Consider the following 20,621-nt stretch of genomic DNA (forward strand, 5'->3'; position numbering starts at 1 on the left):
CGGATCCCGCGATCCGCGAACGCATTACCGCCGCATACCCCGACTATCCCGACCGGGAGGCCTGCATCCGGCTCGGCCAGCAGCTCTTCGACCATCGTCTCGTTTGTCGGCAACATCGCCAGGAACCGGGTGAACAACCGTCCCTCTTCGGCATTCGTCCCCACGATCACCGGGACTCGGTGCGCCTTGCCACGTCGCATGGCCTCGACCGGATCCATCGGCAGGATGTCGTCACCGAAGACAGGGCCAATCGGGAAGGCGCCCAGCCTGTCCTGCATGCCCTCGTCGATCAATCGGTGCTGGGTTTTGACCAATTGCGCCGCGGACGCCCGCATCAGTGCGCTGGCGGCGTCCTGCCTACGCACCCCGAGCAGGTTGGCGAAGCGATTCGCGAACTCCGCCGCAACCTCTTTCGACCGCACCAGGCCCGACGCCGGGCTTTCCGAGATCGCTCGGGCGAACAAGCCTTCGGCGGCGGGCACCGCCAGCAGTGAAGCGGTAATGCACGCGCCCGCGCTCTCGCCGAAGATGGTGACGTTGTCCGGGTCACCGCCGAAGCCCGCGATGTTGTCGCGAATCCACTGCAGCGCCAGCACCAGGTCGCGCAGATACAGGTTGCTCTCGATGGTGTGCTCGGGTGTCGAGAGCGACGAAAAGTCCACGCACCCTAGTGCACCCAGCCGGTAGTTCACGGACACGTACACGCATCCTCGGCGCGCCAGGGCCGCGCCGTCGTACAAGGGCGTCGCCGAGCTGCCCAGGAAATAGCCGCCGCCGTGGATGAACACCATGACGGGCAGCGGTCCGTCGGCCGCGCCCTCGGGCACTACGACATTGAGGTTGAGGCAGTCCTCGCTCATCGGCTGGTAGCGGCCTCCCAAACCCGACATGCCGAGCAGGGTGTAGCGGCGCTGTTGGGGCGCGCAGTTGCCGAAGCCATGACAGTGCCGGACGCCCGACCACGGCTGGGCCGGCTGCGGCGCACGGAAGCGCAGGCTTCCCACCGGTGGTCGGGCATACGGGATCGACCGCCAACGAGTGACCCCGTCGCGGGTGAAGCCTTCGACCGTCCCGATGGCCGTGCGTGCGCGGACAGTGCGGTCATGCATAACCCGACGGTAACCGACATGACGGTCGTAACGCGCGCGCAGCGCCTTAATTGCCCGGCGCGGCGGTTAGCCTGACTGAATGCGGATAGCTGCGCTGATCGCCGCGTCGTTACTAGTCGCCGGGTGCTCCCACGGCACCGGCGGCCATTCGGAACCCACCGGAACCACCACCCAGACATCCACCGGCACCGGGTCGCCGGGAACCACACCACCCCGACCATCCACCGCGCCGGCCGCGGGTTCGGCAATCTCCGACGTCATCGCATGGATCGAGGCCGGTCAGCCCGCCGACCCAGGCCGGTTCCACACGGCCACCCGCGACGGGGTGGCCACGCCACTGGGCGACGACATCGCACTGACGGCGATGGCGGGCAAGGTCTCCTGCATGACCGATGCCAAGCACACCGGTGGCGCGCTGGCCTGCCTGGTAAGCCTGACCAACCCGCCGCCGGCGCCCGCGACGGTCTACGGGAAATGGCAAGGCGGTTGGATCAGCTTCGACGGGATGAACCTGCAGGTCGGATCCGCCCGGGCCGACCCCGGTCCGTTCATCAACGGCAACGGAGAAGAACTCCCGAACGGAGCTTCGCTATCTTTTGGCGACTACCGGTGTCGCGCGGACCAAACCGGCCTGTATTGCGTTGACTACGCCCACCAGTCGGCGGCCAAATTCAGCCCCGCCGGCATCGAGCCGTTCGGCTGCCTGAAGTCGACACCACCCCCGGATGGTGTCGGCGCGGCGTTCAGCTGCTGAAGCCGGCCATGATGGTCGCGAACAGCTCGCTCATCTCGTCGGCGGTTCCGCCCGGCACGGTATAGCCGGCCTCGTCGCGGATCTCGTCCAGGTGGTCGCGCACGTCCTCGATGGACAATCCGGGGCGGTAAAAGCCCTTTGTCCGGCCGATGAAGAACCGTGAGACATGGCCTGCCCCAACGGTATAGATCTCCCCCGACACCGGGCAGTCCCGGTGGGCCAGGTACGCCGCCACGGGAGCCACCGATGCCGGATCCAGTCGCTGGAGGTACGCAGTGACCAAGTCATCCAGCACCGCTTGCGCAGCGGGATCGTCGGGCCGCGCGGCACCGTCTACGCAGTGCGCAAGCATGCGGGTATACGCGATCGGGGCGATGGCGTTGACCTTGATGTCGCGGCCGGCGGCTTCGGCCGCGAGAACGCGCGTCAGGCCGATCAATCCCGTCTTGGCCGAGCCGTAGTTGCTCATGCCGGCAGCGCCCAATATTCCGGCTGCCGAACAGGTGTTGAGGATGCGGCCATACCCTTGCTCGCACATCGCTTTCCACGCAGGCCTCGTCACGTAGAAGGCGCCCTTCAAATGCACATCCAACAAGGGTTCCAACTCCTCGGCGGTCATGTCCTCCAACGGCGCGTCGCGCACGATTCCAGCGTTGTTGATCACGATGTCGACTCGGCCCCAGGCTTTCCGGGCGGTGTCGATGATCGCCTGCGCGCCTTCGGGACTGGTGACGCTGTGGCAGTCGGCGACCGCCTCACCGCCGAGGTCGCGGAGCCCGCCGGCGACGGCGCCCGCGACCGCGGCGTCGGAGCCGTCCCCGGTCACCGAACCGCCGATGTCGTTGACGACGACGCGCGCGCCACGCGACGCCAGCAGCAATGCGTACTGCCTGCCCAGACCGTTTCCCGCGCCGGTGATCACGGCGACCTGGCCGTCGAATCGCAACTGGTCGACCGACATCGTCACCAACCCACCATCGTCACCAACCCACCATCGTCACCAACCCACCGGAAGTTCTTTCATGCCGTAGATGTTGGCGTGTTTGAATCTCAGTTGTTCGCGTGTCACCGCCAGTTTGAGTCCAGGCAGTCGGCGCGCCAACGTAGTGAACGCGACCTGCATTTCAACGCGGGCAAGGTTCGCCCCGATGCATTGATGGACGCCGTACCCGAAGCCCAAGTGCCCGCGGGTGTTTCGGTCGGCGTCGAAGGATTCGGGATTGTCGACGAATTTGGTGTCCCAGTTCCCGGCGGCCAAGCTCATCAGCACATACTCCCCGGTGCGAATCAGCTGACCGCCGATGACCAGGTCTTCAGTCGCAACCCGGTCGACCTGGGTGTGCACGATGCTGAGATAGCGCATCAGCTCTTCGACGATGTTCGCCACGACCGCGGTGTCGTCGGTCTGGCCGAGTCGCTCGAAGACATCAGGATGTTCCAGCAGCGCAACCGTTCCCAGCGAGATCATGTTGGCGGTGGTTTCGTGGCCGGCTTGCATCATGATCACGGCGTTCATGGCCGTGGTGGTGCGGTCGAGTTGGCCGGTCGCCACGTATTGGGTGACCAGGCGGCTGATCAAGTCGTCGCCGGGCTCGCGCACCTTGCGTTCCACCAACTCCTCGATGTAGGCGTACATGGCGCCGAAGGCCTTGCCTTTCTCCTCGTCGGTGGATCTCTGGTCAAGCCCCTTCGTGGTGTTGAACTGGAAGAGTTCGAGGTCGTCGGTCGGCACCCCCAGCAGCAGCGCGATCACCGTCGACGGCACCGGCAAGGCGAATTCGCGGACCAGGTCGGCCGGGGCACCGTGGTCGATCATCTGGCCGAGATAGTGATCGACCATGTCTTGAATGTGCGGCCGCATCGATTCGCACCGCCGGAAGGTGAAGTTGCTCGTCATCATGCGACGCAACCGGTGATGCTCGGGATCATCGGTGCGCGCGAACATCACCGCGACGTTGTCGTCGCCGTCCCTCGGCAAGATGGCGTCCGGAATGGTCTTCGCGGACAAGCGGGGATCGACCAGCGCGGCCCTGATGTCCTCGTGGCGGCTGACCACCCAGACCGGGTTGCCCTGGAACATCGCCCGCCGCAGCCCGGGCCGATCCCGCCAATCCGCGAACTCGGGCGGGGGCGCGAGCGGGCAGGTCGCCGGCCGCGGGATGGGCAGCACCGGCAGACCAGCATCGGAGCGGGAGTCAGAAGTATCGAATGATATTGGCATAACCCGCGTTTCCCATTAAGTGTCAGCTGCCTGCCAGTTGTAGAGCGTAAAGCGACGGGGGTTGGCAGTCAACCGTCAGTTAGGCTGTCGCCATGACCGCGGTCGAGGACCGGCCGTTGCGGGCCGACGCGGCGCGCAACGTCGAGCGCATCCTGCGCGCGACGCGCGAGGTGTATGGCGAATTGGGGCCCGATGCCCCGGTGGAGGCCGTCGCGCGCCGTGCGGGCGTCGGTGAGCGGACCCTCTACCGCAGATTTCCGGCGAAGGCCGACCTGGTGCGCGCTGCCCTGGATCAAAGCATCGCCGAGGACCTCACCCCGGTGATCGACAGCGCCCGCCTCGCCAAGGATCCGCTGCACGGCCTCACTCAACTGATCGAAGCGGCGATCTCGCTGGGGGCGCGCGAACACAGCCTGCTGACCGCCGCGCGCCGGGCCGGATCACTCACGTCCGACATCTCGGTGTCGCTTAACGCCGCGCTCGGCGAGCTCGCTCGCGCGGGCCAGCGAGCCGGCAGCATCCGCGCCGACCTCGTCACCGACGATCTGCCCCGCCTGGTCGCGATGCTTTTCAGCGTGTTATCGACCATGGATGCGCGCAGCGATGGTTGGCGGCGCTATGTCGCCCTGGTCATCGACGCGATATCGGTCAACGAACGGCGGCCGCTGCCGCCGGCCGCCGCCTTGCGTTATGAGGTGCAGCCGGACGGCTGGCTCCTGTGATCTCCTGACGGATCAGCCAGCCGGCAAGCCCGCTTTGACCGCGGCCTCTTGCTTACGGGCGAGATCGAGCATCACATCGGCCGGCGTGGGATTGCCGATGACACAGTCGGACTCGAGGTCGACCATGGTCCTGCCCACAACGAACACCGCCTCGGAGATCTCCATCGGGTTGGCCGGGTCGGTTCCCTGGCCGATCACCATGAACCCGTTTGCGCCGACGTCGATGGGCTGCTGCTGGCCATTGACCTTCTTGCCGACGACATCGCGCATGTTCGCCGCGGTCTGGGTGGCCGTGGCCGCGTCGGGGAACACCGCGATCGTGTCCATGATGGTGCGCTTGCCGTCGGGGTTCTTGAAAACCTGTCCGACGCCGGCGATGCCGCTGGGATTCTGGCTCGGCGGCCCGTCGGCGGTGGCATTGGGGCCGACGTCGCCGGGCTTGATCAGCAGATGGCTGTAGTCCGCCGGCGCTCCCGGTGGCGCGCTGGTCGCGGAGCTCGACGACGTTGGCGATGACGAGGCCGAACCCGATGATCCCGTGGAACTCTTGTCCCCGCTGCAGCCCATCACCGTCGCGCCGATCAGCACCGCGGTAGCCGTCAAGCCGAGCGCGGACATCCGCACCGTATTCATAAGGCTCTCCTTTTAGAAGTCAGCTATTTGTATCCCTTACCGCGCGCGTAGGCAGCGCGACACACGAAATTCGGCCGACGAACGAATGGTCATCTGCGGCCCAGCCTATGGGCTTGACGCGATTTTGCGCTTCGAGGCAGGTGCTAGTTGATGGTCACTCCCGCGTCGACCTTGAACTCCAGCCCCGTCACATACCTGGATTCGTCTGATAGCAGGAACAGCACTGCGTTACTGACGTCGATGCACTCGACGGCCGGTGTGGGCATCGCATTCACGAAGATGGGGATCAGATCGGACCGTTGCTCACCCAAGAGGGGTCCGAACGACGGTGGAACCATCCCGGTAGGGACACCGGTGGGAAGCACGGTATTTACGCGCACATTCTGTGCCGCCAGTTCATTGGCCAACGCCAGCGTCAAGCCGACGACCCCGTGCTTGGCCGCCGTGTAGGGCGTCTGCAGTGGGAATCCCTTGACGGCACCCGCCGAGCTGACGTTGACCAGGCTGCCTGCGCCCTGGTTGAGCAGGTGCGGTATCGCTGCCGCGCAGGTGTTCCACACCCCGATGAGATTGACGTCAACCACTGTGCGCCACTGGTCGGCAGTTGTCCGGTCCCAGGGCGCCACCGTGAGAACACCGGCATTGGCCACCGCACCGTCGAGACCTCCAAGTTCGTCGACGCCGGCATCGACCGCGGACCGCAATTGCGCCTCGTTGCGAACATCGACTATGCCGCTCACGCATTGCCGACCCAAATCCCTTACCAACTCGGCAGTTTCGGCCAAGTCATCTTTTGTCGCCAGGGGGTATTCGATGTGCGGCAGGGATTCGCAGATGTCGAGCAGGATGACGTCCGCGCCCTCCTGCGCAAGCCGCAGCGCGTGGCTGCGCCCCATGCCGCGGGCGGCGCCGGTGATCAGAATGCGTTTACCGGCAACGCGTCCCGGGGGTGATGTTGTCATACCACGGATCCGGCTACCGCTCGTTCCACATCAACCCGCGCATCGTCGCGGACAGCGGAATGTCCTCTACCCCGATCAGGCCTTGGGGCGCGCGGCACACCCAGTCGATCGCGTTGATCACGCGGCCGGCCGTCGAAATGCAGCCGGCATCGGTGGAATCGAACAGAGGATGGGAAACGTGGGTGTTGATTTCCACCCGCGGTTCCCCCTCCACGACGACACGGTGAACACCGGTGTGACCGTCGGGCGGGAACTCCCAGTCGGGTGCCGCCGCGGTGGTGAGCCTGGTGACGTGCTCGAGGGTGATCACCGGCTCGCCGTCGCGCACGCCCTCGGTGGCGAAGCGCACCGCGGCCATCTGCCCCGGCTGGACCGTCATCATCGTGCAGTCGATGCGTTGCGGCGTGTACCACGGTTCGACGCGCTGACGCACGTCGTCGAGCTTGATGTCGAGGTGGTCCGCCAGGCTGCGGACCTGGCCTCCCCACATCGACACGATCACGCCGGGCAGGAACATCATCGGCGAATCGTCGTCCGGCGTTGTTCCAAACCCCATTGCGGCGCCGGTGAACTCGGCGTCATCGTAGTTTCCGTAGTCGAAGATCTCCTGCACCGTGATCGAAGAGACCCGAGTGGTCAGGCTGACCGCCGAGTGCACCAGCGTGTCGCCGGAGAAACCGGGGTCGATGCCATTGACGTAGAGCGAGGCGTTGCCTGCCGCGCAGGCACGCTCCAGCGGCTCCCGCAGCCAATCATCGGCGTGCCGCGGCGTGACCAGCCAGACCATCGACGTACCGACGACATTCGTACCGGCCGCGAGGAACTCCGACATCTGCTCGATGGCCTCCATCGGCCGGGTCTCACCTTGCGATGTGTAAACCACGCAGTCGGCGCCCAGGCCGACCAGCGCGTCGATGTCGTCGGTGGCGACGATGCCGGTCGGTTCTGCCAGTCCGCACAGCTGCGCCGCGTCCTGACCGACCTTCTGCGCGCTGGCCGCGTGGACGCCGACCAGTTCGAGGTCTGGCCTGCCGATGATGGCCCGCAACGAATGCCGGCCGACATTGCCGGTGGAGAATTGAATCACTCTGCGCATGGTTACCCTCGTTTTTCCGGCGGTGGGTGATGACCCATCATGACGCGTTCAAACACAACGCAGGTCAATAATCGGGTATCGGCAGCGGCGAATTGTTCGAGTCGATGCCGCCATCGACGTGGAACGTCGCGTTGGTCGCGTAACAGTCGCGGGTGGACAGGTACACCGCGAGCCGTCCGAGATCCTCGACGTCGCCCAGCCGATGCAGCGGGGTGGCCTCCTGCATCTTCTCCAATGAGCCGGGCATCAGATCCAGGCTGCCCTTCAGGCCGTCGGTGGCGAAGGACCCCAGGGCGATGGCGTTGACGCGAATCTTCGGGGCGAGTTCCTGTGCCATTGCGCGGGTGAGCGCTTCCAGGCCGCCCTTGGCAACGCAATAGGCGGTCAGCGCCCGGATGCCGAAACGTGCCGAGCCCGACGAGATATTGATGATGGAACCGTGTCCGGCGCTGAGCATGTGGGGCGCCACAAGCTGACTCATGATGAAGGCCGACGTCACACACCAGTCGAAGGTGTGCCGGAAGTCTTCGTCGGTGATGTCGAGGAATCGCGCGTAGGTCGACCCGCCGACGTTGTTGACCAGAATGTCGATGCGGCCGAGGCGCTCCATGGCCGTGCTGACGACCCGCTCTGAATCCGGACGACGCATCGCGTCCGCGACGAGTGCCAGCCCCTTGCCGCCCGCGGCCTCGATACCCTCAATGGTGCCAACGATATCCGCCTCGGTCCGCGCGGTCCCGACCACGGTGGCGCCCGCCTCCGCCAGCACCCGGGCGATGCCCGCGCCCACACCCTTGCCGGCTCCGGTGACGATCGCAACCTGTCCGTCCAGCCTGAACTGCTCCAATGCCATGCCGGCTCTCCTCCGATGTGCGGTGTGGTGCGCGTTCAATCTATGGAGGTTGCTGACTAAAGTCAACGAATCTCGAGAACAGATATCCGTCAAGGAGGGTGGCATCTGACAATGACAAGTTCTGCGAGCCTTTTTCGCCGAGACGCGGCATACTGGTCGGGTTAGCCTCGAAACCCTGGCATGAGTCAGGTCAACCGTGAGGGAAGCAATGGCTGTGACAGACCGGCTGTCGGCACGAGAAGCTAAGCGACTGCAGACGCGGGAGCGACTGATGGGCGCCGCGATCGGCGAGTTCGCCCGCGCCGGGATGGCCCAGGCCGACGTGGGGGCCATAGTGGCCGCCGCAGGCGTGGCCCACGGGACTTTCTTCTTCCACTTCCCCACTAAAGAGCACGTGCTGCTCGAGCTGGAGCGCCGCGAAGAGGACCGAATCGCCAAGCAGTTCGCGCAATTCCTGAAGTCCAAACACGACCTCGCTGCGGCGTTGAACGAGGCGGTCCGGTTGGTCGTCGGATTGGAACGCCGCCTGGGCGATCGGCTCTTCAATGACTTTCTCGCGCTGCACTTCTCCCAAACTCGTCCGCAGACCGAAGACGGCAGGGATCATCCGCTGATCGTCTTGGTCGCCCGGGAGATCGCGCAGGCCCAAGAACGCGGCGAGACGGATGCGGACGTCAATCCGATGAACAGTGCGGTGTTCTTCTTGCTGGGTCTCTATGCGCTGTTGATCACCACCAACCACTGGCCGACCGGTCACACGTTGCTGAAAGACTATGTCGCGAGGACCTTGCGCAGCCTGAAACCATGACACGGCCGCGTCAGGGCCGTATCACGCCACGCAGCGGCATCAGCCCGAGTTCCTTGTGGGACATGAACCCCGGCGGGGCGTCGCAGACCGCGGGAATGGCGTTCGCCGGGCCCATCGCGGTCCAGGTATAGCCGGGCAGCGCGTAACCGCCGTTCGGGTCTTGCGCGCCCTGCAGGATCAGCTCGGTGGACGAGTCGCCCTCGATCACTATGCGGTAGTGGTAATGCTGAGGCCAATCCTCCTGCGGCTCAATGGCATCGAAGGTGTCCATCGTGTATATCTCATGAAAGATCACAAGGGGCCTGCCCTCAACCCAAGCCGTCCACTTGTGATGCTGGCGAGCGACCGTGCCCTTCTTGATCACGCCCTTGAAGCCCGGCATGTCGCTGGTCTCTCCCCCTTCGAAGGGAATGTCGCGCGTGGCGTGCCCCAGCTCCACCTCCGTCGTGTATCTCTCGACCGTCTTACCCATCCCCTCCACAACCATTGCCATCGACTGTGCGAACAATGGCCAGGCTTGTCCCAACAGGTTCGGGCCGTCCTCGAACCCGGCCGGATCGCTGCCCATTCCCATCTCATACAGGTACTTCAACGTGTCCCGACCGAAGTTCACCACCTCGTAGATGTGAATGGTGTCGATCTGACTGACGATTCGGGCCAGCGTCAGCACGAGTAGGTCTCCGGCAAAACCGGGGTTGACACCACCCGCATGAAACGACGTCCCACCCTCGTGGCAGGCGGCATCGATCTTGTCGATGTCCGCCTTGCTGTGTTCGGTTCGATACCACCAGGCACCGCCGGACGCGACGACGTTCTTGCCCCCGCGCAGTAGGCGGCACACCTCATCGGGGTCAGACCATAGCGGCGCATAAAACACGCAATCGGCGTCCAGTGCCTCGATGGCGGCTTTGTCGGTCGTAGCCAGCACCCCGGTCGGCGCTTTGCCGCAGAGCTCACCGGCGTCCTTGCCCACCTTCTCCGGACGATTGCACAGCACCCCGACCAATTCATAGGCAGGGTTGTGTACGAAATGACGGAGCGCAATCGTGCCGACATTCCCTACGCCCCACTGGATTACACGATACTTCTTCCCGGCCGGCGATTTGAGCGCCATTGCTACTCCTTTGCATGGCCGCAACGACTGAGCGCTCGCTGAGCGTAGGCACCCTGTGAACAGCATGTCAACGGTTATCAAGCTGACTTATGTCAGTCGTAGTGGCCAAACAGCGCGGACTGCGGGGGGCCGGACTCGAATCCGGCAGCTATTCCATCAAACACGTCGGACTAACTGACGCGAGCCGGTTCCGTTTTCCGTTGGTTGCACTAGATGATTCACAGGCCTTCTGCTGACTACAGTCAGCCTGTTATAGTGCACAAGCTGACCCAATCAGGAGACGTGGAGGGTTTGTGAATCTGCCGAAGCTGCACCAGCGCAATGCCGGCAGCGATGACTCCGCCGCAATCTCCAGCGGCGCCGCGCAGGCGAGTCTGACAATCGACGAACACATGGAACGCTCGCACCTCGCGCAGCGCCAGGCCGATAAGTGGCTCGTATCGGGCAGTCTCTTGATCGGTACCGCGGCACTGGGCGTCTTGGGGTTGCCGCTGTTTCTCTGGGGAGTTCGCCTGCAGCGCCGCGCCCAACGAGATGGCCTGTCCGTTCGGCCCATGCTGGTGACGTTGCTCGGCTATCTCGTCATCATCGACGCCGCCATCAACACCGTCGGGTGGGCCCTTGACCTGGTGGCGAACCACACCCTGCTGGCCCGCGTGCTGCTCAACGGTTGGGGCAACATGTTCGACGCCGGCTACTTCTGGCACTACAACGAACTGTGGGTCGGCGGCGCGGCGGGCCCGGGCGAAAAAGCACTGGAAGTCGGCCTCATTCTGACCGTCTTCACCATGCGCATCGCCGCGGCCATCGGTTTCCTGCAGATGAAACGCTGGGGTCATCAGTGGATGGTCATCACCTGCTGGATGGGCGTGGTCATCTGGATTACCTACGTTTTCAACATGACCATGTTCGCCGACGTGCGCTTCGCTGGCGTCGTGCTGCCGGTCGTCGGCTGGTGGCTCTACGACATCTTCTACATCACCCCGTTCCTGGCCATCCCCTACCTGCACACCGTCAACCGCGAACTGTTCTCCGACTGAAATGCGCGGGCTGAAATCCACTACGTCACCGAGGAAGTCACATCATGGGCTATTTGTGGGAGATCCTTCGCTACGTCGCCGCGTGGGGCGGGACCGGACTGATCATCTGGTTCTGGTACTGGCTGTTCTCGAACATCGGCACGTTCTGAGCAGTCAAGCGGGTTGCCGCGACGCACGGAAATCGACCGATGGTTGAACAATTCGACGGTCAAGCGATGGCGCTGGAGCGGGGTTGCTCGGTGACGGCGGTCGCGCTGAGCGACCAACGCCGCGAAGGCATCCGGCTGGTCACCGGCGACCGGCGTGGCTTCGGATTGAATCCAGCCCTCACCTTCGTTCACGTCCCCTATCCTGCGATGACCGATTGGACGCGCAGGACCCTGACATGTGGTGTGGCCCTGCAATGTTCACCATCGAAAGAACGCGTCACGCAGTATCGCCTCAACCAGCTCTCCGCCCGCGAGCTGCGTGCACTCACGCTCGTCGAGGCCGGCGTCGCCCTCGGCTGGATCGCCACGCGCTGGCCGGGCCTGCTCCCGGAGGTCCGACGACTCCTGCCCGACGTTCCCACCGAATCCGGCGACCTGGCCGGCGACGAAATGCTCAAGCGGGCAATCCTATTGGCGGCCACGGGCCAGGAACTGTCCATTCATCCGCTGCTGGGCTCGTTGCCGTGGGCGTACACGGCGCCGCAGGGATTAACCGATAAATTGCGACGCAGCTTCGGCAGGATGCCCTGGACCACGACGCAGAAACGTATGCCGCGACCATATTCGGTTCCGGTCGGGGGCGACGGGGGTGTCCGCAACCCCAACCTGCCGCCGCCGAGCCGGCCGCAGGACAACGACCTCGACGTCACACCCGAACATCGGCCAGGGATCCCCTATCCCGAATGGAACATGTGGACACAGCGATTCCTGCGCGACCACGTCGCCTTGATAGAGCGGGCCGAACATGAAGACGGTCGGCACGCCCGCCGCCCAGTGCCGGTGGCCGTCGACGTGCGCAAGTGGTTCGAAGAGCACACGCACCGCGCGATGACGGATCGCCTCGAAGACGGCTCTGACCTCGATGTCGACCAATACGTGAGCCACTACATCGACCTGGTGACCGGCGAGGCCAAAGAGCCCAAGGTATTCCGCGACTTGCTGCCCGGCAGCCGCGATGTCACCACGGCGCTGCTGCTCGACGGCAGTTCGTCGTTGGGCGTGCATGGCGGCCGCATTTTTCAGCTGGAATTGGCCTGTGCCGATGCGCTTTCGCGTGCAATGACGCTGGCACGTGAGCGACATGGTGTTTTCGTCTTCACCGGCAACACTCGCCATCGAGTCGAAGTTCGCTGCCTCAAGGACTTCGAAGACCGCCGGTTCGTACCGCCGAGCCGGCTGGGCTTGTCCACCGGCGGATACACCAGGCTCGGTGCGCCCCTGCGCCATTTGACGAACCGATTGCTGGCGCAGGCCGCCGAGCGCCGCCTGCTGATCGTTATCGGTGACGGCCTGATCTCCGATGAAGGGTACGAAGGCCGGTATGCCTGGGCCGACGCCGCGCACGCCGTCGAGGAGGCCAACCAGGCCGGGGTGTCCATCTACTACGTGGGTGTTGGACCCACCCGCGTCGATCCCCTACCCGAGGTGTTCGGGCCCCGGCGGTCGCAGCGTATCCGGCGCATCGAGGAGCTGCCCCGGGTACTGGCCCATGTCCACCGTGAACTGGTCGCCGCCTGAACGCCGACCCGCTGAGGAAGAGATGACCACCGACACGTATTTCGCCAACGGCAACGAAGTTCAGCTGTTCGAGCAGGCATTCCACCGACGTATCCCGGTGATGCTCACCGGCCCCACCGGCTGCGGCAAGACCCGGTTCGTCGAGCACATGGGCACATTGCTGCAGCGGCCCGTCGTCACCATCAGTTGCCACGACGACCTCACCAGCTCCGATCTCGTCGGCCGCTTCATGGTCACGGGCGGTGATGTCGTCTGGACCGACGGCCCGCTGACCCGGGCCGTCAAAGCCGGCGCCATCTGCTACCTCGACGAAGTCGTCGAGGCCCGCCACGACTCCCTGGCCATCCTGCATTCGCTTACCGATCACCGGCGCTCGCTCTACCTCGACCGCGCCGGCGAGGTCGTGCAAGCGCCCGAGGAGTTCATGCTGGTGTGCTCGTACAACCCCGCCTATCGCAGCTCACTCAAGGAGCTCAAACCCTCGTTCCGGCAACGGTTCGCCACGCTGGCGATGCACTATCTGCCGCCGGGCCGTGAGGCCGAGGTGATCGTCGCCGAATCGGGAATCCCGTTGGCCACCGCGCGACGGCTGGTCGCATGCGCCGTCGCGATCCGCACCGCTGACCAAGCCTTCCACTTCGAGCCGCCGTCCACCCGGGTACTGGTTACCGCTGCGCAGTTGATAGCCGCCGGCGCAACCGAGTTGGATGCGGCCGACGCATGCATACTCGCGCCGCTGAGCACCGAGGGTGCGGTCACCGACGGGCTCCGCGAAGTCGCGGCTGCCAGCCTCGGCAGCTCGAATACGTCCGCCGCATCAAGCAGTTCTTAGAAAGGAGCAACCGGCATGGACCGACAGGAGGAGAAGCGCAAGAGGGCGCTCATAGTCTTCCAGATCTTCATCTACGGCTACCTGCTCGTGATGTTCGGCATCCAGCTCTACATGTCGTTTGCCCGCGGATGGTGGGATCTGTGAACATACCTCTGCTGAAACGACATTCGGACGGCATACCAGCCAGCTCCGAGGAATCGGTAAGCCTCGAGGATCACCACGAAGAATCCCGCCGAGCTCAGCGCCGCGCCGACACGTGGATGGTCGCCGGCGCCGCGCTGATGGGCATGTGGGCGCCGGGCCTGATCGGATTTCCCATTTTCATGCGTGGGGTATGGCTACAGCGCCAGGCGCTGCGCGCCGGCCTGTCGGTCCGGCCCATGATCGTCACCCTGATCGGCTATCTGGTGCTGATCGACGGGATGCTCAACAGCCTGGGCTGGGCCCTGGACCTGGTGGCCAACCACACGCTGATCAACCGCGTCCTGATGGTCGGGTGGGGCAACATGTTCGACGCCGGTTATTTCTGGCACTACAACGAGCTGTGGGTCGGGGGCGCAGCGGGGCCTGGCGAGAAAGCCTATGTCGCCGGCCTGATCCTGACGGTCTTCTCGATGCGGGTGGCGGCGGCCATCGGGTTCTTACAAATGAAGCGCTGGGGTCATCAGTGGATGGTCATCACCTGCTGGATGGGCGTGGTGATCTGGTCGGCCTACGTCTTCAACATGACCATGTTCGCCGACGTGCGATATGCCGGTGTCGTCTTCCCGGTGATCGGCTGGTGGCTCTACGACATCTTCTACATCACCCCGTTCCTGGCCATCCCCTACCTGCACACCGTCAATCGCGAAATCTTCTCCGACTAGCAAGGAGCGTGCCATGACCAGTCCTTCCGCATCGTCGACCACCGAAGACAACGACCCGAGCGCAGCTCTCGAACCGGGGACGACGCTGTACTACGCGCGGATGCACAAATGGATCAAGCGTGCCGTGTTGGTGTGCCTGGTGGCCCTGGTGATCGAGGGTGCCTTCACGCTGCCGTTCATGGCCGTCTACTACGGATACCCGACGCTGAGCCTCACCCAGATTTGTAGTGAGCTGCTCAAGATCCGATACTCCAACGACACGCTGGAATGCAAATACCCGTATCCACCGTTCGGACCGCCCGAGGGCGCCGAAGGCAAGCCGACCGCACAGGACGTGTGGGGCATCCAGCCGATACCGAAATATCACCGGCTGGGTTTTCGTGAACTCGTCAAGATCCACAACGACAGGCTGGCCCGTCAAGCGGCCCAACACCAGGCGGCGTCACACCCATGACGGGGTCGGCCCGTTGACCTACCGGGTCGTCCAGTGGACGACGGGTAACGTCGGCAAGAGCTCGGTCAAAGCGATAGCCGCCAACCCCACGCTGCGATTGGTCGGATGCTACGCCTGGTCGCCGGAGAAGGCGGGGCGTGATGTCGGCGAGCTGTGCGGGATCGAACCGCTTGACATCAAGGCCACCAACGACATTGACGCACTGCTCGCACTGAAGCCGGACTGCGTGGTCTACAACCCGATGTTCGCCGACGTCGACGAGCTGGTCCGTATCCTCGGCGCCGGCATCAACGTCGTGGGCACCGCCGGTTTCATCACCGGCCACTTCCTCGGCGTAGGACGAGAACGCATCGCGCAGGCCTGCCACGACGGTGGATCGACCATCTTCGGCAGCGGCATCAACCCCGGTTTCATCCAGTTGTTCGCCATCGTGTCGGCGGGGCTCTCGGACCGAGTGGACAAGGTCTCGATGCTGGAATCGGTTGACACCACCATCTACAACTCACCCGCAACCGAAATACCCATGGGCTTCGGCTATCCCATCGATCACCCGGACCTTGCGGCCATCACCGAAAAGGGCTCCGGCATCTTCCGCGACGGCGTGTTGCTGATCGCCGACGCGTTGGGTGCCGAGCTGGACGACGTGCGCTGCGAAGCCGAATACGCCCAAACCACCGACGAACTCCGTCTTCCCGGCGACTGGACGATCCAGAAGGGGTGCGTGGCCGGCGTGGACGTCCGCTGGAAGGGAATTGTCGGAGATCGGGAGGTCATCGAGATCCGCGGACGATGGCGCAAGGGGCAATCGCTGGACCCGGATTGGCCGCTGGACATGGGCTACACGATAGAGGTGCAGGGCCAGCCGACGATCAAGACCACGCTGAGTTTCCTTCCGCCGCCGGACTTTGCGGGCGAGACGCTGGACGACTACATCATGCTGGGGCTGACCATCACCGCGATGCCGGCGATCACCGCGATACCCGCCGTCGTCGCCGCAGCTCCCGGCATCGTCACCTATAACGACCTGCCCCTGCTACTTCCGCGCGGCGTCCTCCGCGCGAATTCACGATAGGAGGACCCGATGCCTGAAGGACCCTCCCTCCACCACGTCGTGTTCGCCATCGCCCCGCAGCGACACGCCGCCGCGGCGCAGATGTTCAGCGATCTCGGATTCGTCTTGGAGCCCCTGCAACTAACCGAGCTCGGTCTCGACATCCACCTCGATTGGAGTCGGGGCATCGAGCTGATCAGCCCCATCCCGGGATCCACCGGCGAGGTGGCCGTTTCGGTGACCGAGTTCCTCGAGCGTCACGGCGACGGCGTGTTCACCGTGGTCATCGGAGTCCCGGAAGCTGCGGCCGGCGACGCCGTCGCCGGCCGCTACGGCGCGACCACACGATTTCGGCAGCACATGGAGGGTGAGGGCACCTATCTCGACGAAAACGACGTGTCGATCCTGGGCCTGCCACTGACGTTCCTCGCGACCAATATTCCGTGATGCGAGACGGTATGGCCCCAAAGCGCTACCGGCCGAGCTGATTTCGGCCTAAGGAGGACACGATGAGCGTTGACACCGCAGCACCTGGCGTCTTCGATGCCGACCTCCCGGCACTGCACTACGACATCACCGACACCGTGCACGAGGTCGCCCCGCGCATCCACGAGGTGCGCAAGCGGTCACCGATAGCCATCGGGCCACTGGGACCCGAGGTGCTTGGCTACGAACTCGCCCGCGGGATACTTCGCGACCCGCGGTTCGTTTTCCCGCCCGGCATGCACATGACGGCCCGCGGGATAACGTCCGGCCCGCTCTATGACCGGGTGCTCGGCACCATCTTGGGCATGGAGGGCGAGGAACATCGGCGGCTGCGCGGTCTGGTGTCCAAGGCATTCACGCCGCGGGCGTCCGTGCGCATGGAGGACACCATTGAAGCGGTGGTCAATGAGTTGATCGACCGGGTCGCCTCAGATGGCCGAGAAGGCCGATGCGATTTCGTCGCCGACGTCGCCCGGCCATACCCGATCCCGATCATCTGCGCACTCTTGGGCGCGCCTCCCCAGGACTGGGAGCAGTTTTCCCTATGGGCAGAGGACATTTTCAAGATCGTGAGGTTCGACTCCGACCTGGCGAACGAACAACACATCGTGATGCGGGCATGGGACGAGTTCGACGCCTACATCGACAACATGATCGCCGAACGGCGGAGCCGGTTGACCGACGACTTGATCTCCGAACTGATCCGCGCCCAGGACGACGGCGACCGGCTGAGCAACGCGGAGATGCGCATGCTGGCGTTCAGCATCCTCAGCGCCGGCACCGACACCACCCGCAATCAACTGGCCGCGTGCATGCACGCGCTGTGTGATCACCCCGCTCAGCTGGCGATGCTCCGCGACAATCCCGGCCTTGCGATGCCGGCCGTCGAGGAATGCATGCGCCATTCGCCTGCGGTCTGCACCACGTTGCGCACCGTCCTCGAGGACGTCACCTTCGCCGATTACACCTTTCCGGCGGGCACCTTCATTTCGGTGAATACTTTTGCCGCCAACTGCGATCCAGAGGTCTATCCGCACCCGGACCGCTTCGACATCACCCGCGAGGACCCGCCGCCCATTTTGACGTTCGGCGGCGGCGCCCACTATTGCCTTGGCGCCAATCTCGCCCGAACGGAGCTCGCTGGGGCACTCAAGGTCCTCGCTCGGCGCATGACCAACCCTCGCCGCGTCGCACCGGCGCGCTGGAAACCGATGCTGGGGCTCAGCGGGCCGGTCGATCTGGAGATGGAGTTCGACTAGCTCAACGCTTCGCCGGCGGCAAGCTCGAGCACGTGAATCTCGCCCGTCGTGCCGTCGACCTCGACGAGGGCGCCCGACGGCAGCGACTTGGTAGCGCCTTGGACGTCCACCACGCAAGGGAAGCCGAATTCGCGGGCCACCACTGCGGCGTGCGACATCGGGCCGCCGAGTTCGGTGACGACGGCCGCGGCGTAACAGAAGGCCGCGGTGTAGCCGACGTCGGTCGCCTCCGCGACGAGGATCTCACCGGGTTGTAGGTCGTCGATGGTTTCGGGCCGCACGATGCGCACCCGGCCGCGCACCCGGCCCCCGCACACGCCAACACCGCGCAGGGTGCCCCCGCTGGGCAGCGCCGCCGACGCGGTCGCGGTCGGCTGCCAACTTCCGCTGAAGACCGTCGGCGGCGCCACCGCGACAAGTCGACGTTGTTCGGCCCGGCGCCTGGCCACCAGCGCGCCCACATCCGCAGGCAGCGCATCGAGCTCGTCGACAAGCAGATAGAAGACATCATCGTCGGCATCGAAGATCCCCGCCTCGACCGACCGACGCCCATACTCGCGCAGCAGCGTGCGCAGCACCCAGTTCGCGCGAACCACCTTGTCGCGGCGAACTTCACGGTCGCGCAGTTGCTGGGTGGCCAGCGCCGCAATAGGCTTGGCATGCAACGGAATCCGGGGCCGCTCCGGTTGTGGCGCGGACGGCGCGCTCATCGCCCTGGTCACCATCCGGACCAGCAGCTCGGGATCGTCGGCGTAGCTGGTCGACAGCATCTCGAGCTCGGCGGGGCCTCGGTGCCCGATCAGCGTCAGCTCGTCCAGCAGGGCGGCATGGAATTGCGGTGTCTCGACGGCGAGCTTGTCCAGCCTGGCCCCCGGTTCGGCCAGCAATGCCGTCACTTTCGGATCACGCTGCGCGGCGACGACCAACCGCTGCATCGCCTCGACCGAACGCGCGCTGACCAATTCCGGCCCAGCTGGCGCGGCGATGTCTCGCCCACACAGCCCGCGCAGCAGCACGTTGAAAGCGGCGCACAGCAGGAACGAACCCGCCGCCAGCACCCAGCCGTGCACTACCTGGTCACGCGCCAGCGAGATCAGGCTGAGCAGCCGACGATCGTCGAGCCGAGTGAGGTCGCCTTCGGTCAAGCGTTCCAGGCGATCCACATCGGCGACGAACTCGCGGGTGTCCAACGGCGCGCCTGCCGACAGGCTGACCAGGTTGACGCCGAACACCCCGATGTTGCGAACCGTCCGCAGTTGCTTGCGGATTCGGCCGGTATCTGCGTGCGGATGCTCTTCACCGAAGATCGGCAGGGCGGCCATGCTCGGGCCGAAGAACCCGCTGTTGCTCACCACCGTCGTGGGCTTAACGAACGGCACCGTCTCGGCCATGAAGTGCGCGGTCGTGATCGCACCGTACAGCCGGTGGGCGAACACCGCGACCATGCGCATCGCGATTTCGCGCTGGATCGTGCCTCCGGGCCGCAACCGTTCGGCGACGCACACGGCGCTGGCCCGCAGCCCGCGCACCGTCGCCGATGCCGACGCGGGCGAAAACGGACCGGGCAACGCCTCGGACAAATTGGTGGCCAGAAAGGTGGGAAAACGCGGATCGATCGGCGTGTCGAACTCCCCGTTATCCCCTTCTACGCCCGCCCAATTGGGCTTGACGCCGTCGTCGCTCGGCGCGTCGACCGAGGGCAAGTCTTGAATGTGGGCCAGCCGCCACGGCAGCGATACCACCCGCTTGCCCACGGTGACCCGGCCGCGCACCGCCAGCGCGAAGTCCTGGACACATTCGCCGGCTTCCCACGCTGGGCGGAATTTCCACTCTGCTTCCAGCAGCGAGGTGTCCATCAGCGGGGCGCCCTGCACCAGCCGCAGCTCTGCCGGGTCGAAGCCCAGCCGCGCGACCGGGCGGCGCAGCGCGTCGGCGAGCTCCCGGAAGGTCAGCCACCCCGGCGCCGCGAGATTAACTGGACCGCTGATGATTTCGGTCTCTACGACTGCCCTGTTCAACAACCAAAGCGCGTCGTCGAGGTGGACGACCTGCAGGCGCCGATCACCCGACCGGTCGCGCAACGCCGGCAATGCGAGCAGGCGGCGTAACCAGTTGTCGACGCTGCGCCCCAGGATCAACGCGGAGCGGATCGCGACCCATTCCGCGCCCGATTCCGCGAGCATCCGTTCGGTCTGGGCGTTGAGTCGGCCTTCGGCAGTTACCGGGGCCGTGGCGTCGTGTTCGGTCTTCGGCGCTTCTCCCCCGCCGTACACGTGTGCCGACGATACGAACACGATTCTCCTGGACCCGGTTTCGGCCATCGCGTCGAGAATATTGCGGGTGCCGCCGATGTTGACCTGCCGAGCGATCTCTCCGTCGCGTCCGGGATCCGTTGCCCATGCGCAGTGCGCGACGACGTCCGCGCCGGCCAGGGCACGTCGGACCGCATCGGCGTCGCGGATGTCGGCTGTCACGAAATCAACCGCACTCGGCCAGCTTTCCGGGCGATGCCGCGCGATCCCCGCAACGGCGTGGCCCTGACTGAGCAACCGGGATGCGAGACCGCGGCCGAGCACGCCGCTGGCGCCGGTGACCGCGATTCTCACAAAGAGCCCTCACTCAATTGCGCCGCTC

At 65.0% G+C, this 20,621-nt stretch carries 21 protein-coding genes; 12 read left to right on the forward strand and 9 right to left on the reverse strand.

The genetic code is table 11. The features are described 5' to 3' along the window. Positions 1–1,109, reverse strand: a 1,109-nt coding sequence (locus tag A5686_RS03085; RefSeq protein ID WP_231986265.1) for a carboxylesterase/lipase family protein, incomplete at its 3' end; no start/stop codon positions are given. A gap of 79 nt (positions 1,110–1,188) precedes the next feature. Here A5686_RS03085 and A5686_RS03090 point away from each other — a divergent pair. Further along, complete coding sequence (locus A5686_RS03090) at positions 1,189–1,863, forward strand: hypothetical protein (protein ID WP_067930899.1); 675 nt, start codon at positions 1,189–1,191, stop codon at positions 1,861–1,863. Here the strand turns inward: A5686_RS03090 and A5686_RS03095 are convergent. Both A5686_RS03095 and A5686_RS03100 read right to left on the reverse strand, forming a co-directional pair. Continuing rightward, positions 1,853–2,824, reverse strand: coding sequence for an SDR family NAD(P)-dependent oxidoreductase (locus A5686_RS03095; protein WP_067930902.1), 972 nt, complete (start codon positions 2,822–2,824; stop codon positions 1,853–1,855). The genes A5686_RS03090 and A5686_RS03095 overlap by 11 nt on opposite strands. A 36-nt stretch (positions 2,825–2,860) precedes the next feature. Then, positions 2,861–4,084: a cytochrome P450 gene (locus A5686_RS03100; RefSeq protein WP_082947448.1), complete on the reverse strand. Its 1,224-nt coding sequence runs from the start codon at positions 4,082–4,084 to the stop codon at positions 2,861–2,863. A gap of 92 nt (positions 4,085–4,176) precedes the next feature. On the opposite strand from A5686_RS03100, the gene A5686_RS03105 reads away from it, so the two are divergent. Then, positions 4,177–4,806, forward strand: coding sequence for a TetR/AcrR family transcriptional regulator (locus A5686_RS03105; protein WP_067930905.1), 630 nt, complete (start codon positions 4,177–4,179; stop codon positions 4,804–4,806). A 12-nt stretch (positions 4,807–4,818) separates the two neighbouring features. Here the strand turns inward: A5686_RS03105 and A5686_RS03110 are convergent, their stop codons facing one another. From A5686_RS03110 to A5686_RS03125, 4 genes are all read right to left on the reverse strand, one after another. Next, positions 4,819–5,439, reverse strand: a complete 621-nt coding sequence (locus A5686_RS03110) for a hypothetical protein (protein WP_067930911.1) — start codon at positions 5,437–5,439, stop codon at positions 4,819–4,821. Between the two features lie 143 nt (positions 5,440–5,582). Further along, positions 5,583–6,401, reverse strand: coding sequence for a mycofactocin-coupled SDR family oxidoreductase (locus A5686_RS03115; RefSeq protein WP_067930914.1), 819 nt, complete (start codon positions 6,399–6,401; stop codon positions 5,583–5,585). Positions 6,402–6,414: 13 nt separating this feature from the next. Then, a complete protein-coding gene (locus tag A5686_RS03120; protein ID WP_067930917.1) occupies positions 6,415–7,497 on the reverse strand; it encodes a dihydrodipicolinate reductase in 1,083 nt (360 codons plus the stop codon). A gap of 64 nt (positions 7,498–7,561) precedes the next feature. Then, positions 7,562–8,350 (reverse strand): SDR family NAD(P)-dependent oxidoreductase, encoded by a 789-nt coding sequence (locus tag A5686_RS03125; RefSeq protein WP_067930920.1) that lies wholly within the window; start codon positions 8,348–8,350, stop codon positions 7,562–7,564. A gap of 208 nt (positions 8,351–8,558) precedes the next feature. Between A5686_RS03125 and A5686_RS03130 the strand changes: the two genes are divergently transcribed. After that, positions 8,559–9,158 carry a TetR/AcrR family transcriptional regulator gene (locus A5686_RS03130; protein WP_067930924.1) on the forward strand — a complete coding sequence of 200 codons (600 nt, stop codon included), beginning with the start codon at positions 8,559–8,561 and terminating at the stop codon, positions 9,156–9,158. A gap of 10 nt (positions 9,159–9,168) precedes the next feature. Here A5686_RS03130 and A5686_RS03135 read toward each other — a convergent pair whose 3' ends face one another. Beyond that, entirely contained in the window at positions 9,169–10,272 is a 1,104-nt protein-coding gene (locus tag A5686_RS03135; RefSeq protein WP_067930927.1) for a dihydrodipicolinate reductase, read from the reverse strand. Positions 10,273–10,664: 392 nt separating this feature from the next. Here A5686_RS03135 and A5686_RS03140 point away from each other — a divergent pair, with 392 nt between their 5' ends. The 9 genes from A5686_RS03140 to A5686_RS03175 all read left to right on the forward strand — a co-directional run bounded on the left by A5686_RS03140 (position 10,665) and on the right by A5686_RS03175 (position 17,987). Continuing rightward, positions 10,665–11,312, forward strand: a complete 648-nt coding sequence (locus A5686_RS03140) for a hypothetical protein (protein WP_197520462.1) — start codon at positions 10,665–10,667, stop codon at positions 11,310–11,312. Between the two features lie 188 nt (positions 11,313–11,500). Further along, complete coding sequence (locus A5686_RS03145) at positions 11,501–13,039, forward strand: nitric oxide reductase activation protein NorD (RefSeq protein ID WP_067930929.1); 1,539 nt, start codon at positions 11,501–11,503, stop codon at positions 13,037–13,039. A gap of 22 nt (positions 13,040–13,061) precedes the next feature. Further along, positions 13,062–13,871, forward strand: a complete 810-nt coding sequence (locus A5686_RS03150) for a CbbQ/NirQ/NorQ/GpvN family protein (protein WP_067931011.1) — start codon at positions 13,062–13,064, stop codon at positions 13,869–13,871. A gap of 15 nt (positions 13,872–13,886) precedes the next feature. Beyond that, on the forward strand, positions 13,887–14,015 hold the full coding sequence (locus tag A5686_RS28170) for a hypothetical protein (protein WP_255353594.1): 129 nt from the start codon (positions 13,887–13,889) through the stop codon (positions 14,013–14,015). Continuing rightward, positions 14,012–14,737 (forward strand): hypothetical protein, encoded by a 726-nt coding sequence (locus tag A5686_RS03155; RefSeq protein WP_231986266.1) that lies wholly within the window; start codon positions 14,012–14,014, stop codon positions 14,735–14,737. The genes A5686_RS28170 and A5686_RS03155 overlap by 4 nt, the downstream gene beginning before the upstream one ends. 13 nt (positions 14,738–14,750) lie before the next feature. Next, positions 14,751–15,191: a hypothetical protein gene (locus tag A5686_RS03160; RefSeq protein WP_067930936.1), complete on the forward strand. Its 441-nt coding sequence runs from the start codon at positions 14,751–14,753 to the stop codon at positions 15,189–15,191. Positions 15,192–15,204: 13 nt separating this feature from the next. After that, positions 15,205–16,263: a dihydrodipicolinate reductase gene (locus tag A5686_RS03165; protein ID WP_067930944.1), complete on the forward strand. Its 1,059-nt coding sequence runs from the start codon at positions 15,205–15,207 to the stop codon at positions 16,261–16,263. 9 nt (positions 16,264–16,272) lie between these two features. After that, the gene (locus A5686_RS03170) at positions 16,273–16,689 is read left to right on the forward strand and encodes a hypothetical protein (RefSeq protein ID WP_067930947.1); all 417 of its coding nucleotides are present in this window, start codon (positions 16,273–16,275) and stop codon (positions 16,687–16,689) included. Between the two features lie 62 nt (positions 16,690–16,751). Beyond that, positions 16,752–17,987 (forward strand): cytochrome P450, encoded by a 1,236-nt coding sequence (locus A5686_RS03175; RefSeq protein WP_067930950.1) that lies wholly within the window; start codon positions 16,752–16,754, stop codon positions 17,985–17,987. Here A5686_RS03175 and A5686_RS03180 read toward each other — a convergent pair. After that, entirely contained in the window at positions 17,984–20,593 is a 2,610-nt protein-coding gene (locus tag A5686_RS03180; protein ID WP_067930953.1) for a sugar epimerase family protein, read from the reverse strand. The two genes, A5686_RS03175 and A5686_RS03180, sit on opposite strands and share 4 nt — an antisense overlap. Positions 20,594–20,621: the final 28 nt, after the last annotated feature.

Source organism: Mycobacterium sp. E2479, assembly GCF_001667925.1.
GTDB lineage: Bacteria > Actinomycetota > Actinomycetes > Mycobacteriales > Mycobacteriaceae > Mycobacterium.

Excerpts from the sequence above, each read along its gene's own strand:
- A5686_RS03105 (WP_067930905.1), top strand. The coding sequence starts at position 4,177 with ATGACCGCGGTCGAGGACCGGCCGTTGCGGGCCGACGCGGCGCGCAAC.
- A5686_RS03090 (WP_067930899.1), top strand. The coding sequence starts at position 1,189 with ATGCGGATAGCTGCGCTGATCGCCGCGTCGTTACTAGTCGCCGGGTGC.
- A5686_RS03150 (WP_067931011.1), top strand. The coding sequence starts at position 13,062 with ATGACCACCGACACGTATTTCGCCAACGGCAACGAAGTTCAGCTGTTC.
- A5686_RS03170 (WP_067930947.1), top strand. The coding sequence starts at position 16,273 with ATGCCTGAAGGACCCTCCCTCCACCACGTCGTGTTCGCCATCGCCCCG.
- A5686_RS03145 (WP_067930929.1), top strand. The coding sequence starts at position 11,501 with ATGGTTGAACAATTCGACGGTCAAGCGATGGCGCTGGAGCGGGGTTGC.
- A5686_RS03095 (WP_067930902.1), bottom strand. The coding sequence starts at position 2,824 with ATGTCGGTCGACCAGTTGCGATTCGACGGCCAGGTCGCCGTGATCACC.
- A5686_RS03115 (WP_067930914.1), bottom strand. The coding sequence starts at position 6,401 with ATGACAACATCACCCCCGGGACGCGTTGCCGGTAAACGCATTCTGATC.
- A5686_RS03175 (WP_067930950.1), top strand. The coding sequence starts at position 16,752 with ATGAGCGTTGACACCGCAGCACCTGGCGTCTTCGATGCCGACCTCCCG.
- A5686_RS03125 (WP_067930920.1), bottom strand. The coding sequence starts at position 8,350 with ATGGCATTGGAGCAGTTCAGGCTGGACGGACAGGTTGCGATCGTCACC.
- A5686_RS03135 (WP_067930927.1), bottom strand. The coding sequence starts at position 10,272 with ATGGCGCTCAAATCGCCGGCCGGGAAGAAGTATCGTGTAATCCAGTGG.
- A5686_RS28170 (WP_255353594.1), top strand. The coding sequence starts at position 13,887 with ATGGACCGACAGGAGGAGAAGCGCAAGAGGGCGCTCATAGTCTTCCAG.
- A5686_RS03100 (WP_082947448.1), bottom strand. The coding sequence starts at position 4,084 with ATGCCAATATCATTCGATACTTCTGACTCCCGCTCCGATGCTGGTCTG.
- A5686_RS03130 (WP_067930924.1), top strand. The coding sequence starts at position 8,559 with ATGGCTGTGACAGACCGGCTGTCGGCACGAGAAGCTAAGCGACTGCAG.
- A5686_RS03160 (WP_067930936.1), top strand. The coding sequence starts at position 14,751 with ATGACCAGTCCTTCCGCATCGTCGACCACCGAAGACAACGACCCGAGC.
- A5686_RS03120 (WP_067930917.1), bottom strand. The coding sequence starts at position 7,497 with ATGCGCAGAGTGATTCAATTCTCCACCGGCAATGTCGGCCGGCATTCG.
- A5686_RS03140 (WP_197520462.1), top strand. The coding sequence starts at position 10,665 with ATGGAACGCTCGCACCTCGCGCAGCGCCAGGCCGATAAGTGGCTCGTA.
- A5686_RS03110 (WP_067930911.1), bottom strand. The coding sequence starts at position 5,439 with ATGAATACGGTGCGGATGTCCGCGCTCGGCTTGACGGCTACCGCGGTG.